The sequence below is a fragment of the Stenotrophomonas sp. SBJS02 genome, assembly GCF_020428325.2.
In the GTDB taxonomy this organism is placed as follows: Bacteria; Pseudomonadota; Gammaproteobacteria; order Xanthomonadales; family Xanthomonadaceae; genus Stenotrophomonas; species Stenotrophomonas africana.
The window spans coordinates 2,556,851-2,570,225 of the sequence record NZ_CP109812.1; the positions used below are offsets into that span (position 1 = coordinate 2,556,851).

Sequence of the window (13,375 nt, forward strand, 5' to 3'; positions counted from 1 at the left end):
TAACCACCTGCGGCGCATCCGCGACCCCGTCGGCAAGCGCCAAGGATGCCCGATCACTGGTACTTGTCACGCTCTCGCCTGCCCAAAGTGGGGTCCTTGCAACTGGACTGCTCAAGGGGGTGCTGAAACCAATCAACGGTTGTGTCTACTTCGTGGACCCAGGTGGCACGGCATATCTTGCAGCATGGCCACATGGCTACACGCTGGCCATGAAAGGAGGCGCTCCCATAGGGGTGCAGGACGTACGATCTGGCGGAATGGTGGAGTTCGGGATTGCTGCATCATTCGGAGGGGGGCATGGCGGCGAACTGCTCCGTTCGAGTCTGGCTGCGAGCATCCCGGCGGGCTGCACGGGCCCACTCATGACGATTCACTTGATGCGTCAGGCAAAGGAGCAGCCATGATCCATCTGCGCACGAAATCCGTGCGCGCCCTGGCATTGTCCGCCCTCGGTGCGTTCGCATTCTCCCTGCACGGCCAGCCGATAACTGGCAACCCCACGGCATACACCTATTCGCGAACCTTCAATGTATCTGAGGCCGAAGCAAAATACAGGTCGATGAAATCGATCTCTGCGGCAGCGCTGGAAGCCAGGATTCAGACCTCTGAGCCGGACACGTTTGGCGGCTTGTACGTCGAGCATAGGCCAGAATTCAAGATCGTAGTGCTGTTCACGAAGAAGCCGAGAGAGACCTTGGCAAAGTACACGCAGGATCCTGTTTTTACCGGTCGCACTTCCGCTCAATCGCTCGAAATGCTCTTGGCGACCCAGGCGGAGGCGGAGGCCCAGCTTCTGGTAAAGAATGTTGGGTTCGAGTCCGGTGTCGATATCAAGCAGTCCATTGTGACCTTCTACGTGAAGGATGAGGCGGCCGCCAGGCGCGCACTCCGGCCACTGCTGGGCGCTGTTGATTTCGTGGCGATCAAGCAGGTGAAAGGCTTCACGGTCACTACCGCGATCTCCGGCGGCCATAAGCTGACCGGCACTGCCTTCAACTGCACCACTGGCTTCAACGTCTTCGACGCAGATCGCGAGCTTGGTGTCCTCACGGCCGGTCACTGTGACAATGCGCTGACCTATCAGGGCATTGCCGCGCCTCTCGTTTTCCAGAGCGAGCAGAACGAGGGCGACTACGATGTCCAGTGGCATAGGGAGCCGTCCAGAGGCCCACGCCAGGCGCAGAAGAATGAAATCACCCTGATCAATGGTCCGTCGCAGACGCTCGAAATAACCAGCACACTCTCGTCCAGTTCGATGCATGTGGGGGATGTGATCTGCAAGAGTGGCATTCACGGTCACTACGCATGCGGGACCATTGAGGATATGAACTCAAGGTCCAATCATAATGGAGCCATAGGCAGGTATATTCGTGCGCGCAACCTGTCCCCAGGCCCTCTCAGCGTCGAAGGTGACAGCGGCGGGCCGGTCTTTTCGCACAATGCGGCCGTCGGCGTCATTCACGGCCGGGGTGGTGAAGACACGGGATTTGAGAATGACCTGTTCTACATGCCCATCGAGCGGGTTTCAGTGCTTGGCGTTTCCGTATTGACGGAGGCCTTCAAAATTACCGGCATCGCAGATCGCACAGAGAATTATTTCAGGCCATTTTCCGTTCCGGTTGCGTACAAGGGAGTTCCTAAGTTCCCAATAGAGTTGACACTGGAGCGCCCCGTGTGCCCGAGCGGGCCCTGCGAACCGGCGACGGAAGTGTTGCCGGACAAGATGCCCTCCCCGCTCAACTACACATGGACCTGCTTCTATCCCATCGTGCTCTACCCGCCCCCGGTCATCCCACCGCCGCCTCTGACCTGGAGGGAGCGGGTCACGCTGAAGGACGCATCAGGAATCACTGCCGATCCAGTTGAGTACAACCTGCACTGCAGTGGATGTCCTGATTGCCCATAGACTCGCAATGGCTTTACCGGCCCTGCCCAAGCTCCTTCGCAAGGAACGGCGCCGTCCTGCTGCCCTTGGCGCGGGCTACCTGCTGCGGTGTTCCCTTCGCCACGATGGTGCCACCTGCCCCGCCCGCGCCGGGCCCGACATCAATCACCCAGTCCGCCTGTGCGACAGAACGCATATCGTGCTCGATCATCACCACGGTGTTTCCCGCGTCCACCAGCCGCTGCAACTGCACCAGCAGCCTGTCCGCGTCCGATGCATGAAGGCCGGTGGTGGGCTCATCCAGCACATACAGCGTGCGCCCGCGCTGGCTGCGCTGCAGCTCGGTCGCCAGCTTGATGCGTTGCGCCTCACCGCCTGATAGTTCCGTGGCCGGCTGGCCCAACCGCAGGTAGCCCAGGCCGATCTCCTGCAACACCTGCAGCGGGCGGGCGATGCCCTCTTCTTCGGCGAAGAACGCCTGCGCCTGGTCGACCGTCATCTGCAGGACTTCGGCGATGTTGCGGCCGTTCCACAGCACCTTCAGCGTGGCCTCGTTGTAGCGGGCGCCGTGGCACGTAGGGCATGGCGCATAGACGCTGGGCATGAACAGCAGTTCGACGCTGACGAAACCCTCGCCTTCGCAGGTCTCGCACCGACCCTTGGCCACGTTGAACGAGAAGCGGCCCGCATCGAAGCGGCGGCGGCGTGCATCGGGCGTTGCGGCGAACAGCTTGCGCACGTGATCGAACAAGCCGGTATAGGTCGCCAGGTTGGAGCGTGGCGTGCGGCCGATGGGTTTCTGGTCCACCTGCACCACGCGTTGAATGGCGTCCACATCGCCGGCCAGTTGGCCGCGCGTGGCTTCGATCACGGTGGGTCCGTCGGTGGGCGCGCTGTCGGTGCTGTCGTCTACCGTCTCGTGCCCGAGGTGCAGCAGCATCAGCTCGGGCAGTGCCTGCGCCATCAGGCTGGACTTGCCCGACCCCGAAATGCCGGTCACGGCCGTCAGCAACCCAAGCGGCACCTGCGCGTCCACGCCCTGCAGGTTGTGGCGATGGATGCCCTTCAGTTCCAGCCAGCTGCTGGCACTGCGCTGCCGGCTGGCAGGCGCAGGCACCTGGTCGAACAGGTACCGGGCCGTGCGTGAATCCTGGATCTGGCGCAGCCCGTCGGGCTCGCCACTATAGAGAATCTGCCCGCCGTGCTCGCCCGCCTGCGGTCCCACATCCACCAGCCACTGCGCGCGCCGCATCAGCTCCAGGTCATGCTCAACAACGAACACCGAGTTGCCACCGTCGCGCAGTCGTTCCAGGGCGTCGTACAGCGCCTGGCTGTCAGCCGGGTGCAGGCCGGCCGAGGGCTCGTCGAGCACATACAGCACGCCAAACAGCAACGAGCTGAGCTGGGTGGCCAGCCGCAGGCGCTGCAGTTCGCCGGCCGACAGCGTGGGCGTGGCGCGATCCAGCGAGAGATACCCCAGGCCCAGTTCGCGCAGCTGCCGTACCCGCGCCATGACCCCACCCGCCAGTCGCTGCGCTGCGAGGCGCTTTTCTTCTGACAGGGCCGAGGTCAGCCGAACGTCGGGGGCGCCTTCGTGGGTCGCACGGCCACTTGCTGCACGCTTGGCGCGATCGCGGGGCGTTGCACGCCTGCGGGGACGCGCACCTTGGCTGTGTGCACTGAAATCGCCTTGGGAGATGGGCTCCAGCAGGTCCGCCAGTTGATCCAGCGGCAGCCGCATGAACTCGCCGATATCCACGCCGGCAAAGGTGACCGAGAGTGCCTCCGGCTTCAGGCGCTTTCCGTGGCACGCCGGGCACAACCGCCCCTCCATGTATCGCGAAACGCGCTTGCGCATCAATGCGCTCTGGGTGTTGGCAAAGGTGTGCAGCACGTAGCGGCGCGCGCCGGTGTACGTGCCCATGTAACTGGGCTCCTGCTTTCGCTTGAGCGCGGCACGGGTTTCGGCGGGGGTAAAACCGGCATAGACCGGCACGCTGGGCGCTTCCTCGGTGAACAGGATCCAATCCCGATCCTTCTTCGGCAGCTTCTTCCACGGCACATCGATGTCGTAGCCCAGCGTGACCAGGATGTCACGCAGGTTCTGGCCATGCCAGGCCGGTGGCCAGGAGGCGATGGCGCGCTCGCGGATGCTCAGCGACGGGTCGGGTACCATCAGGGCCTCGGTCACCTCGTAGACGTGGCCCAGGCCGTGGCAGGTGCTGCAGGCGCCCTGCGGTGTGTTGGGCGAAAAATCCTCGGCATACAGCATGGGCTGGTTGGCCGGATAGGCGCCTGCGCGGGAGTACATCATGCGCACCAGGCTGGACAGCGTGGTCACGCTACCCACCGATGAGCGCGCGTTGCTGGCACCGCGCTGCTGCTGCAGGGCCACTGCCGGCGGCAGCCCGTCGATGGCATCCACGTCGGGCACGCCGGCCTGGTCGATCAGGCGGCGCGCATAGGGGGCGACGGATTCGAAGTAGCGCCGCTGTGCCTCGGCAAAGACCGTGCCGAAGGCCAGCGAGGACTTTCCCGAACCCGATACGCCGGAGAACACCACCAGCGCATCGCGTGGAATGGCGACGTCGACATTCTTCAGGTTGTGCTCGCGTGCGCCGCGGACCTCGATGCAGCCGCCGGCTGCGGCTGCGCATGACGACTCACCGGAGGGGGTGTTGGACATCTCAGCATTCCTGGATTCGGTGGGCGGGGCGCACAGGGCACGCCCGGTAGGCCATTCTCGCTGCTGCGCGGTGAATGGTGTGAGGGGATGTGTGCTTGCATGCAGCGTCGGAACGCCAAGTTGCCCACGCCAACCACGCCATGCGGCTGATTGTTAACCCGCGTTGGCTGAAGGGTTGACGCCACGTTGCCACACCTTTGATGTGGCCGCCCACGCCGCGGCTCCTATGCTGGGCCCGCCACCACGGCAGCGGTACCCAACCTGGAGATTCACCATGCAACGCGATCAGAAAGACCTCCCCCACCCGGATGCGGAAGCGCAGCACACCGATCCTGTCAGTCCTCTGCAGGCCAAGCTGCATAACCATCGCAATCATGACGAAGCGCTGCAGGAAACCTTCCCTGCCAGTGACCCGATCTCGCCCTTCGTCGCTGCGCCAACGCCGGAAGAGCAGGCCAAGCGCCTGGCGGAGCGGGTGAAACTGCCAGACCGCCGAACGGATGAGGAGGCCGCAGGAGGTGATCAATGATCCGGTGCGGCTTTGCCCGCGTCGCGGCCGCAACGGCGCGACTGTCCGGCAGCCTGGGCGCATTCGTTGCCGCACTGGGTGTGATCATCACCTGGGCCGCCAGCGGGCCGGCCTTCCACTTCAATGACACCTGGCAGCTGGTGGTGAACACGGGAACGACCATCGTGACCTTCCTGATGGTGTTCCTGATCCAGCATACGCAGAACGCCGATACGGCCGCGCTGCACATCAAACTGGATGAACTGATCCGGGTCAGCAAGGATGCCAACCAGGAGCTGTTGAACCTGGAGTCGATGGAGCCTACCCATCTTGAAGAGATTCGCCAGCGCTACGAGGCACTGGCGAAGACCGCTGCAGACATCAAGTCCAAGAAGGAGCGATGCATGCCGTGCGAGGCGGGTGCACTTTCGTGAAGACCATGCGCAGCATTTCCACGGGCGCTCACATGCTGCCTTCACCCGCCCCCCGCGTGATCGCGACCGGGCGCTATGTACCCTGACCGCTCACCCACTACGGAGTCCAGCATGGCTATCAAAACAGCGGAAAACCTGTTCATCCATGAACTCTCGGATATCTACAGCGCCGAAAAGCAGCTGACCAAGGCCCTCCCGCGCCTGGCCCGTGCGGCCGAGAACCCTGACCTTGCCACCGCGTTTGAAACGCACCTGGAAGAAACCCAGGGCCAGATCGAGCGCATCGACCAGGTGGTGGAGGTTCTTGGCATCCGGCTGAAGCGCATCAAGTGCGCGGCGATGGAAGGCTTGGTCGAGGAAGGCAAGGAGGTGATCGACAGCATCGACAAGGGGCCGGTGCGTGATGCTGCCCTGATCGGTGGCGCGCAGAAGGTCGAGCATTATGAAATTGCCTCCTATGGAACCATCGCCGCGCTGGCCAAGCAGCTGGGCTACAAGGATGCCCTGCCGTTGCTGCTGGAGACGCTGGAGGAAGAAAAGGCGACCGACGAGAAACTGACGCTGTTGGCCAAGGGCGGCGGCAATGCGAAGGCCGCGCAGACCGCCTGAGCCGAATTGCACACACCCCGGCCGCCACGGAAGGCGGTATCAGGGTTGGTACAACACCTGGTCGTTCGCGCAGAAGAACGTGCGCCGCCGGGGGGGCCCATGTACAGCTTGCTGATCGGCCCGCCACACAGCGGGCACACTTTGCGCGTGTGCACCTGCCAGTGCTTCTTCAACTCGAAGCGTCGTTTCCACTCCAGGAAGTCGAAGCTGTAGGCACGGGCCTGGGTGATCAGGGCGGTGAGCTTGCGCGGCGGCAGGTCGCCCAGTCGCGTGGCCGGATGCACGCCGATCCGGAACAGCACCTCATTCTTGATGATATTGCCGACGCCGGCGAAGAGGGTCTGGTCCAGAAGCGCGTCACAGACCAGGGTGTCCGGCAGCGCCTTAAGCTTGCGGCGGGCCAGGTTCGCATCCCAGGCATCGTTCATCACGTCCACCCGCCGGTCGTAGACGTCGTCCAACGGCTCGTCGATCAACCGCACCGAACACGCATAGAAGTTCAACTCTCCGTTGTCGAATGCCAGCGACACCCGTGCAGGGGTCGGCTTCCGCTCGTCGATGCGCCAGCTGCCGAACATCATGAGATGGATGCGCAGCGTGTGGTGACTGAACTCCAGCAGAAAGTGCTTGCCCCAGCTGCGGACCGCCTTGACCCTGCGACCCTGCAGTGGCGACAGGTCCATGCGGCTGTTGCCGGAGACGCCGCGTACGACGTGACCCCTGAAGTGGCTCGCGGCTTCGCGCAGCAGGACAATGGACGGGCCCTCAGGCATGCACGTTCTCCTGCAGCAGTGCCTGCAGGTGCAGCGCGTTGCCGGTCGCGTGACCCAGCGCGGTATTGTCCAGTACGCACCAGGCACGGCGTTGCGCGGCGGCTTCATGCTGCAGGTGCTGGGCCAGCCCCGCCAGCGCCTGCTCGCTGTAGGCGCTGCGATAGATCTGCGGCTGCCCGTGCCAGCGCCAGTAGCTCCACGTGCGGTCACCGCCCGGAAGCGCGGCGGCGGGTACCCGGGCCGGGTCAGCGGCAACCCGTGCGATGCCGTGGTCGCTCAGCAGGGCATCCACGTCCGCAGTGAACCAGGAGGGATGGCGCGGTTCGCAGGCGACATCAAGCGGGGTGCGCGCGCGCAGGCCGTGCAGAAATTCCGCTACGGTCGCCGGATCGTACGCAAGACTGGGCGGCAGCTGAAGCAGTAGCGGGCCCATCCTGTCACCCAGGGCCATCACGCCACCGAGGAACTGATCCAGCGGTTGCATCGCATCGCGCAGCCGGCGCTCATGGCTGATCGCACGCGGGAGTTTCACCGCGAAGCGGAAGTCCTCGGGCACGCTGGCCGCCCACCGGGCGTAGGTACCTGCCTGGTGGGGGCGGTAGAACGAAGAATTGATCTCAACCATGGGCAGCCGAGTGGCATAGCGCTGCAGCACGCTTTCGCCTGCGCCGAACGCCGTCTGCGCTGCCTGTGACAGCGACCAGCCTGCGCAGCCGACGCGCACCTGGCCCGGCGTGCCCGGGGAGTCGGCCGCGTTCACCGTGCCACCGGTCCGTCCTGTTCCAGCAGCCGGCCCTCGCCGGGGCCGGGAGGCGACTGCGCCGCCGATTGCAGTCGATCAAGCGCGCTGGTGCCAGAGGCAAGTGCGGAGGCGCTGCGCACGAAGCCGGTCCAGTCGGAGATCGCGATCTTTCCCAGCGCGAGCTCATCCACCCGCACGCTGTGCATGCGCCAGTGCGGGAACTGCCGCCGCCCCACCCTGCCCCGGTTGAGTTCGACCAGGCCGCTGTGGCTGCCCGCCGCCAGGATGCGGGTGTACGCCGCGCTGACGCCGGCCTCCGGACCTTCGATGTATTGCAGGAAGCGAGTGCCGTCGAACAGGAGGACGCCGGTCACATCAACGGACGCGTTGAACAGCATCGCGTCCGCAACAAGCTGCTGCAGCCGTTCCGCAGGCAGGTTTCGGGTGGCTTCACTTACATAGGCAGTGGCACGAAGAGGCATGACAGCACCGGGTTGTTGCAGATGGCTCTACCTTAGCGATGCGGATCAAACGCGCGGTGACACCGGCGTGGAGACGGCGTTGAACCTGGACGTGCCCCGTCGCGCTGCTGGCCGATACGTGCGGCAAGATGGGGATAGTTCTGGATGCGCGAAGCCATGGCCTTCATCATGGTCTCCGCCTCCTGCTCCATGGCGTAGGCGTCCTGCAGCCACTTCAGCAGGCGCTCGCTTCGGACGGTGTTCGGGTCTGCCATCACGGTCTCCGGTAGTGGGGCAACATGCCTCCGGAGACCATGGTGGCGAGGCAGCAATCACCGCCTCGTCGGCCGGCGTGAGCCGCTGGGCGTGTGTGCTGCACCTGGCGCTGATGCGGTCATAACATCCGCTGTTGCGTGGCAACGCCTGCTGCGCACTCAGGCAGGCATCGCGCCGGACACGACTGCGGTGCCGGCGTCGCGCCGGGGGCTTGCCGCAGGCGCGCGCGTACGCGTGCCTGCGGAAGCCTTCAGCGCCTGGATCACCCGATGCTGCGCGCGGTGTGCGCCGCCTTCCACGCCTACGACGTAGACGAAACGGCCATCGAACTTGGCCTGCGCGCCCTGCAGCACGTCATCGTCCTGCAGGGCGCGCTTGAGCGACTTCATCCATGCCCGTTCGGGCGTGCTGTCCAGCTCCACAACGATTGCAGCGCCGCCGCAGTCCAGGGACATGCACTCCACGCGCAGTGCGCTGGGTGAGGCGGGATCGGTTGTGGATCGAGGCATGGCAGTGGCTCCAGTACGGGGGACGGCGGCAGTATCCATAGCGGCCGCCAAGGCGCCGTCAACAAACGCCGCACCGCTTTCCACGCTGCGTCGACGGCGTTGGCGGTTGAGGGCAGGCCGCTTCGCGCCGGGCTGACACGCCACACGCACGCCGTTGATGCGGCACAGCACACACTGCAGTTCCCAAGGCAACACAGGCATGCGCGCATGCAGATGGAAATGGGCCAGCGCAGGTGCAATCTGCTGTTGGTTGAAGACCAGCTCGACCTGGCTGCACTGATGGAGCAGGCGCTTGAAGACGGCGGCGGCCAGGTGACCCACGCCTACAGCGTGTTCGATGCGCTGGGACTGCTGGATACGCAACGGTTCGATGGTGCCGTGCTGGATGTGGAGCTTCGCGACGGCGTGGTCTTTCCCGTCGCCGACCGGCTGGCCGAACTCGGCATTCCCTACCTGTTCGTCTCTGCGGTCTACGACCAGCTGGTGCCGCTGCGCCACCGCCGCGCGACGTTCGTGGCCAAGCCGTTCCACATCGACCGGTTGCAGGAAGCGGTCCAGCAGGTGGTGGGAGACGTCTGCGCACCGCCGACCGCGCATTGAGAACCACCGCCGTGTCACCCCAGGTGCGGGGCCACCATCCGGCGCAGCTGGCGCAGGGCGCCACCGCGGGAGAGCTCACTCCAGTTGCCACGGGCCACGTTGCGGATGTCGGCAGGCTCGGTCCCGTCACGCCTGCTTCGATGTTGAAGCGGGCGGCGGCCCTGGTGAGGTCGTCCACATGGTCCATGAAAAGCCCCGGTATCGCCTCACTTGCGTAGGCGATTGCGCGGAGGGGAACGTTGAATCCTTCTGACGCAGGAAGTCTCCTGCCCTTCCATGATCCCGCCCTTGCTGTAGGGACGAATGAGGCGATTCACGATCCGCCTCGCCCCATCCTCTGCCCGGTAACACACTGCGGTAACAGGCATCGGGGCTCAGGCAACCTTCGCGTAGGGCTCGACGATCAGCAGCAGCTTGTCCATCGCCGTGGCATCGGCCTGTTCGGTTGCTGCCCGCTGGATGACACTGGTCCAGTCGGCACAGGCGATCATGCGCAGCTCATCGGTGCTGACGGACAGGCAACGCATGGGCCAGAACGGCAGCCGCCGCTGGCCGACACGGCCCCGCGCTAGCTCGATCAGGTGGGTGTGACTGCTGGCACCGGTCACGCGGGAGAAGGCCACATCCAGTCCATCGGCGGGGCCTTCCATGTACTGCAGGAAGCGTTCCCCGTCGAACAGCAGGACCCCGGTCACTCCTGCGCCCCGATTGAAGCGGGCGGCATCCTCCATCAGCGCTTTCAGGCGCTCCGGCGAGAATCCACTGACGGCTTCGCTGACGTAGACGATCGCTCTGTTCGGCATGGTGCCACTCCTGCTCTCCCACCCCTTCACTCTAGGACGGGCGTCGTGGCCGAACTGTAAACATCAACCGGGTACACGTCACACTATGCCCAATTCACCGCAGTTTTCACGGCGCTTCCACTTTCGTCCGCCCGCCGATCTGCCTCGCCGGCGGGCCGCGCCCTACCCATTCCGGCCAAGTAGGCCGAGAATCCTCCGGTGGCCCGTCCTACCAGGCGGGCACTGGTCATGACGACGGGAGCGCCGGCCCACCTTACGTCGGCGCCGAGCCGTTGCAGCCTCCGCACCAGCGCAACATCCTCTCCACAGCGCAGGGGAGCAAATCCCCCGGCCGCCAGATAGGCTTGGGCGGAGACGCCGAGATTGGCACCGTGGATGCGTCCATGATCGTCGCCCCACTGCTGCCGTTGCTGGAACGCGCGTCGCAGGCGCCTTTCCGTCCTGGAGGTGGTCGCTATGTCCACCAGTCCGCAGAAGGCGTCGCACCGGCCCTCAAGCTGGGCAACCAACCACTCGGGAGGTACCTCACTGTCGGCATCGGTGCTCGCCAGCCATCTCGCACCGCGTCCGATCAGCTCAGCAGCGGCCGCTGCCCTGGCAACGCCGACGCAGCGTACCTCCAGGCGCACGGTATCAACCCACTGCTGGCGGCAGATCGACTCGGTTGCATCAGAGCAGCTGTCCAGCGCAACCACCACCTGCACCGCTTCGCTGTGTAGAGCGGGATGCAGGGCTGCCCTTCGGATCGACTGGAGGCAGCGCTCGATGCTCGCTGCCTCGTTGTGGGCCGGCACCAGGATGCCGATCACCGCAGGCCCTCATCGCGGGCCAGCGACAGTGCGCGGCGTGTCCAGCCCTGCAGCACGAAGTCCGCGTCACGATAGTGGAAGGCTTCCTGCAGGCCGTGTCCAAGGCATCGATGCACGACTTCGGTGCGACTTGCGCGCCCCTGGAAAGAAGGCAGCCAATGGCAGGCAACCAGCAGTCCGTCATCGCGGAGGGCCTCATCGATACCGGCGCGCAGTTCATGCAGTGCGCTTACCCCCAGGTAGTAGCCCATCTCCCCGCAGACGATCAGGTCGAAGCGACCCGCCGGCCATTGCTCGGGATGGCTGGCGCAGTGGACCTGCACATGCGGCAGATGGGCGAGGTTGCGGCGGGCCCGGAACGCTGCGCGCGGGCTGATGTCGGTGGCCAGCAGGCGCTCGCAGCGGGCGGCCAAGGCTTCGGTCAGCACGCCGTTGGAGCATCCCAGCTCCCAGCCGCGATTGAACTGGCGCTGGCTCAGGCTGGCCAGCAGCAGCGCACGCTTGCGTTCTTCATACCATCGGCGGCGATAACCGAAGGGATCCTCCTGCTCATGCAATTCATCGAAGTACGGTTGCGCGCTCATACCAGGAATACCTCGTAGTTCCGGAAGAATCGGGTCAGTACGTGCGCGGGCAGCACCGGCGGGCTGTTCAATTCGGGCACCTCGCCGGTCTGGGTCCGGAAGTGCGCGATGGCACTTCGTTTTGCGGCCGCCACTGCGGAAATGTCGACCAGCCTGGGAACCTCCCACGCCATATGAGCGCAGGCGGGGTCAAGCCAGTGCCAGCCCCACACCGGGTACTCCAGACGTCGGCAGCCCACTGCCCGCGAGGCACGGCAGGCAGCACGGCCTGCGGCCTCATGATCGGGATGCCCATCAAAGCGCCAGGGTGCCAACACCAGATCGCGCGGTTGCAGGTGCTGCTGCAGCCAATCTTCCAGGCCCTGTTCGTGCGCGCTGACCGCGCCGTCGGCGATGCCGAGATGGAAAATTGATCCCGCCCGGATACCGAGTTCGCCCAGTGCTGCGGCAAGCTCGGCGCGCCGTGCCGATCGCAGGCGCTCCGGCGTCCACCAGTGCTCGTCCGGATAGCACGCTTCGCCATCGGTCACTGCGACGACCCGTACCTCCATGCCCTGCCCCGCTGCGTGACGGAGCAGTCCACCACAGCCGAGGATCTCGTCGTCCGGATGGGGTGCGACCACCACGATGCGGTCATGGCCGGCGCACAGGGCGGTGGCCGATGTGGCCGGTTGCTGCCAGAGCCAATGGCAGCGCAGCCATGCCTGCTCCTGCGTTCCTTCCCCCTGCAGGGGCGTCCTGGCTACAGCGCCCATGTCGACTCCTGGGCTGCACGCTGCCCACCCAGCCATTCCCAATCGCGATCAGCGTGGTTCTGGCGAAGGAACACGGTCAGGTCCGCACAGCGGCGGGCATGGGCATCTTCCAGGCACATGGGTGCCGGGCCCAGCGCCCTTCCCGCCAGATCCAGGACACGCGTCGCCGCGCGCTCGACCACACAGCGCAGGCGCACTACGTCTTCGCGATGCGCTGATTCGGGCTCGGCATCGATGCGCGTTGCCAATTCGCGAAGCAGCGCCGCCGCCGGGCCCAAGGCGAGGTCCACTTCACCCAACAGTCGCGCGCGATTTCCCTCGGTGCAGGTTGGCCGCATGCGCTCGGCCAGGGCGGCCGCCGCGCCAAACCAGACTGCCGCGATGCCTGCCCCGCCGTGCCAGAAACCGGGGCGCTGCAGGTACTCATCGCGCGTTCCCAGAAGCGTCATCGGTGCACCGTCGAATCGCACCGTGGTGGACGGAACGCCGGCCATGCCGACGGCGGGCCAGGGCTCATCTGCAAGCGTGCGCCAATGCTCTGCCCCAACCTGGCACAGCCACACGCCCTGCGCGTTGCGGACCGTTACCAGTCCTGCATCTACCCATGCGCTGCCGGAGCACCAGGGTTTGTCGCCATGGAGCTGACCGTGGGCATCGAAGCGGAGTGTGTTGGCTGGACCTTCCGCGGCCCACACCGCCAGCAGCTGGCCTTCAGCAACGACGGGCGCGTTCAGTTCGGCAATGATCGCTTGGGCGTCGTAGTGCGCTTCAAGCACCTTGGCCAGGCAGAGATCGTCCGCCCCCCAGGCGGCCAGCGCCTGCCAGCGCTGCAGCGTGCGGCCACGTCCCGGCAATGGCAGGTCGGGAAGCTGGACCACCACCTGGCGAGCGCGGTTTTCCAGCGGGGAGGGCGACGTCACATGCTGCATGAAGGGGCCTGC

14 protein-coding genes and 2 pseudogenes are annotated in these 13,375 nt (G+C 65.3%); 5 read left to right on the top strand and 11 right to left on the bottom strand.

Annotated features, from left to right (window positions below; genetic code table 11):
• Nucleotides 1-400: 400 nt before the first annotated feature.
• On the top strand, nt 401-1,906 hold the full coding sequence (locus FQS62_RS11930) for a S1 family peptidase (protein ID WP_208043091.1): 1,506 nt from the start codon (nt 401-403) through the stop codon (nt 1,904-1,906).
• Between the two features lie 13 nt (nt 1,907-1,919).
• Here FQS62_RS11930 and FQS62_RS11935 read toward each other — a convergent pair whose 3' ends face one another.
• Nucleotides 1,920-4,571 carry an excinuclease ABC subunit UvrA gene (locus tag FQS62_RS11935; RefSeq protein WP_208043092.1) on the bottom strand — a complete coding sequence of 884 codons (2,652 nt, stop codon included), beginning with the start codon at nt 4,569-4,571 and terminating at the stop codon, nt 1,920-1,922.
• Nucleotides 4,572-4,845: 274 nt separating this feature from the next.
• On the opposite strand from FQS62_RS11935, the gene FQS62_RS11940 reads away from it, so the two are divergent.
• From FQS62_RS11940 to FQS62_RS11950, 3 genes are all read left to right on the top strand, one after another.
• Complete coding sequence (locus FQS62_RS11940; protein ID WP_049447947.1) at nt 4,846-5,100, top strand: hypothetical protein; 255 nt, start codon at nt 4,846-4,848, stop codon at nt 5,098-5,100.
• The gene (locus FQS62_RS11945) at nt 5,097-5,513 is read left to right on the top strand and encodes a low affinity iron permease family protein (RefSeq protein WP_208043093.1); all 417 of its coding nucleotides are present in this window, start codon (nt 5,097-5,099) and stop codon (nt 5,511-5,513) included. The genes FQS62_RS11940 and FQS62_RS11945 overlap by 4 nt, the downstream gene beginning before the upstream one ends.
• A gap of 111 nt (nt 5,514-5,624) precedes the next feature.
• Complete coding sequence (locus FQS62_RS11950) at nt 5,625-6,122, top strand: YciE/YciF ferroxidase family protein (RefSeq protein WP_208043094.1); 498 nt, start codon at nt 5,625-5,627, stop codon at nt 6,120-6,122.
• Between the two features lie 39 nt (nt 6,123-6,161).
• Here the strand turns inward: FQS62_RS11950 and FQS62_RS11955 are convergent.
• The 5 genes and pseudogenes from FQS62_RS11955 to FQS62_RS11975 form a co-directional block, all read right to left on the bottom strand.
• Nucleotides 6,162-6,895, bottom strand: a pseudogene (locus FQS62_RS11955) (DNA-formamidopyrimidine glycosylase family protein).
• Nucleotides 6,888-7,655 (bottom strand): DUF72 domain-containing protein, encoded by a 768-nt coding sequence (locus tag FQS62_RS11960; protein ID WP_049447943.1) that lies wholly within the window; start codon nt 7,653-7,655, stop codon nt 6,888-6,890. The pseudogene FQS62_RS11955 and the gene FQS62_RS11960 overlap by 8 nt, the downstream one beginning before the upstream one ends.
• Nucleotides 7,652-8,119 (bottom strand): BLUF domain-containing protein, encoded by a 468-nt coding sequence (locus tag FQS62_RS11965; RefSeq protein ID WP_208043095.1) that lies wholly within the window; start codon nt 8,117-8,119, stop codon nt 7,652-7,654. The genes FQS62_RS11960 and FQS62_RS11965 overlap by 4 nt, the downstream gene beginning before the upstream one ends.
• Before the next feature lie 113 nt (nt 8,120-8,232).
• A pseudogene (locus tag FQS62_RS11970) lies at nt 8,233-8,373 on the bottom strand (DUF892 family protein); the annotation flags it as partial.
• Nucleotides 8,374-8,532: 159 nt separating this feature from the next.
• Entirely contained in the window at nt 8,533-8,883 is a 351-nt protein-coding gene (locus FQS62_RS11975) for a hypothetical protein (protein ID WP_226053470.1), read from the bottom strand.
• Nucleotides 8,884-9,090: 207 nt separating this feature from the next.
• On the opposite strand from FQS62_RS11975, the gene FQS62_RS11980 reads away from it, so the two are divergent.
• Entirely contained in the window at nt 9,091-9,483 is a 393-nt protein-coding gene (locus FQS62_RS11980; RefSeq protein WP_049447940.1) for a response regulator, read from the top strand.
• Nucleotides 9,484-9,857: 374 nt separating this feature from the next.
• Here FQS62_RS11980 and FQS62_RS11985 read toward each other — a convergent pair whose 3' ends face one another.
• The 5 genes from FQS62_RS11985 to FQS62_RS12005 form a co-directional block, all read right to left on the bottom strand.
• Nucleotides 9,858-10,286 (bottom strand): BLUF domain-containing protein, encoded by a 429-nt coding sequence (locus tag FQS62_RS11985; RefSeq protein ID WP_049447939.1) that lies wholly within the window; start codon nt 10,284-10,286, stop codon nt 9,858-9,860.
• A gap of 83 nt (nt 10,287-10,369) precedes the next feature.
• Nucleotides 10,370-11,095, bottom strand: coding sequence for a glycosyltransferase family 2 protein (locus FQS62_RS11990; RefSeq protein WP_208043096.1), 726 nt, complete (start codon nt 11,093-11,095; stop codon nt 10,370-10,372).
• Complete coding sequence (locus FQS62_RS11995; RefSeq protein ID WP_208043097.1) at nt 11,092-11,679, bottom strand: class I SAM-dependent DNA methyltransferase; 588 nt, start codon at nt 11,677-11,679, stop codon at nt 11,092-11,094. Before FQS62_RS11995 ends, FQS62_RS11990 begins: the two co-directional genes overlap by 4 nt.
• Nucleotides 11,676-12,434, bottom strand: coding sequence for a PIG-L deacetylase family protein (locus tag FQS62_RS12000; RefSeq protein WP_208043098.1), 759 nt, complete (start codon nt 12,432-12,434; stop codon nt 11,676-11,678). Before FQS62_RS12000 ends, FQS62_RS11995 begins: the two co-directional genes overlap by 4 nt.
• Complete coding sequence (locus tag FQS62_RS12005) at nt 12,422-13,363, bottom strand: hypothetical protein (protein ID WP_049447934.1); 942 nt, start codon at nt 13,361-13,363, stop codon at nt 12,422-12,424. Before FQS62_RS12005 ends, FQS62_RS12000 begins: the two co-directional genes overlap by 13 nt.
• Nucleotides 13,364-13,375: the final 12 nt, after the last annotated feature.

What these genes read in the sequence shown, in the direction of transcription:
- FQS62_RS11930 (WP_208043091.1), top strand. Translation starts at nt 401, where the DNA reads ATGATCCATCTGCGCACGAAATCCGTGCGCGCCCTGGCATTGTCCGCC.
- FQS62_RS11935 (WP_208043092.1), bottom strand. Translation starts at nt 4,571, where the DNA reads ATGTCCAACACCCCCTCCGGTGAGTCGTCATGCGCAGCCGCAGCCGGC.
- FQS62_RS11940 (WP_049447947.1), top strand. Translation starts at nt 4,846, where the DNA reads ATGCAACGCGATCAGAAAGACCTCCCCCACCCGGATGCGGAAGCGCAG.
- FQS62_RS11945 (WP_208043093.1), top strand. Translation starts at nt 5,097, where the DNA reads ATGATCCGGTGCGGCTTTGCCCGCGTCGCGGCCGCAACGGCGCGACTG.
- FQS62_RS11950 (WP_208043094.1), top strand. Translation starts at nt 5,625, where the DNA reads ATGGCTATCAAAACAGCGGAAAACCTGTTCATCCATGAACTCTCGGAT.
- FQS62_RS11965 (WP_208043095.1), bottom strand. Translation starts at nt 8,119, where the DNA reads ATGCCTCTTCGTGCCACTGCCTATGTAAGTGAAGCCACCCGAAACCTG.
- FQS62_RS11975 (WP_226053470.1), bottom strand. Translation starts at nt 8,883, where the DNA reads ATGCCTCGATCCACAACCGATCCCGCCTCACCCAGCGCACTGCGCGTG.
- FQS62_RS11980 (WP_049447940.1), top strand. Translation starts at nt 9,091, where the DNA reads ATGCAGATGGAAATGGGCCAGCGCAGGTGCAATCTGCTGTTGGTTGAA.
- FQS62_RS11985 (WP_049447939.1), bottom strand. Translation starts at nt 10,286, where the DNA reads ATGCCGAACAGAGCGATCGTCTACGTCAGCGAAGCCGTCAGTGGATTC.
- FQS62_RS11995 (WP_208043097.1), bottom strand. Translation starts at nt 11,679, where the DNA reads ATGAGCGCGCAACCGTACTTCGATGAATTGCATGAGCAGGAGGATCCC.
- FQS62_RS12000 (WP_208043098.1), bottom strand. Translation starts at nt 12,434, where the DNA reads ATGGGCGCTGTAGCCAGGACGCCCCTGCAGGGGGAAGGAACGCAGGAG.
- FQS62_RS12005 (WP_049447934.1), bottom strand. Translation starts at nt 13,363, where the DNA reads ATGCAGCATGTGACGTCGCCCTCCCCGCTGGAAAACCGCGCTCGCCAG.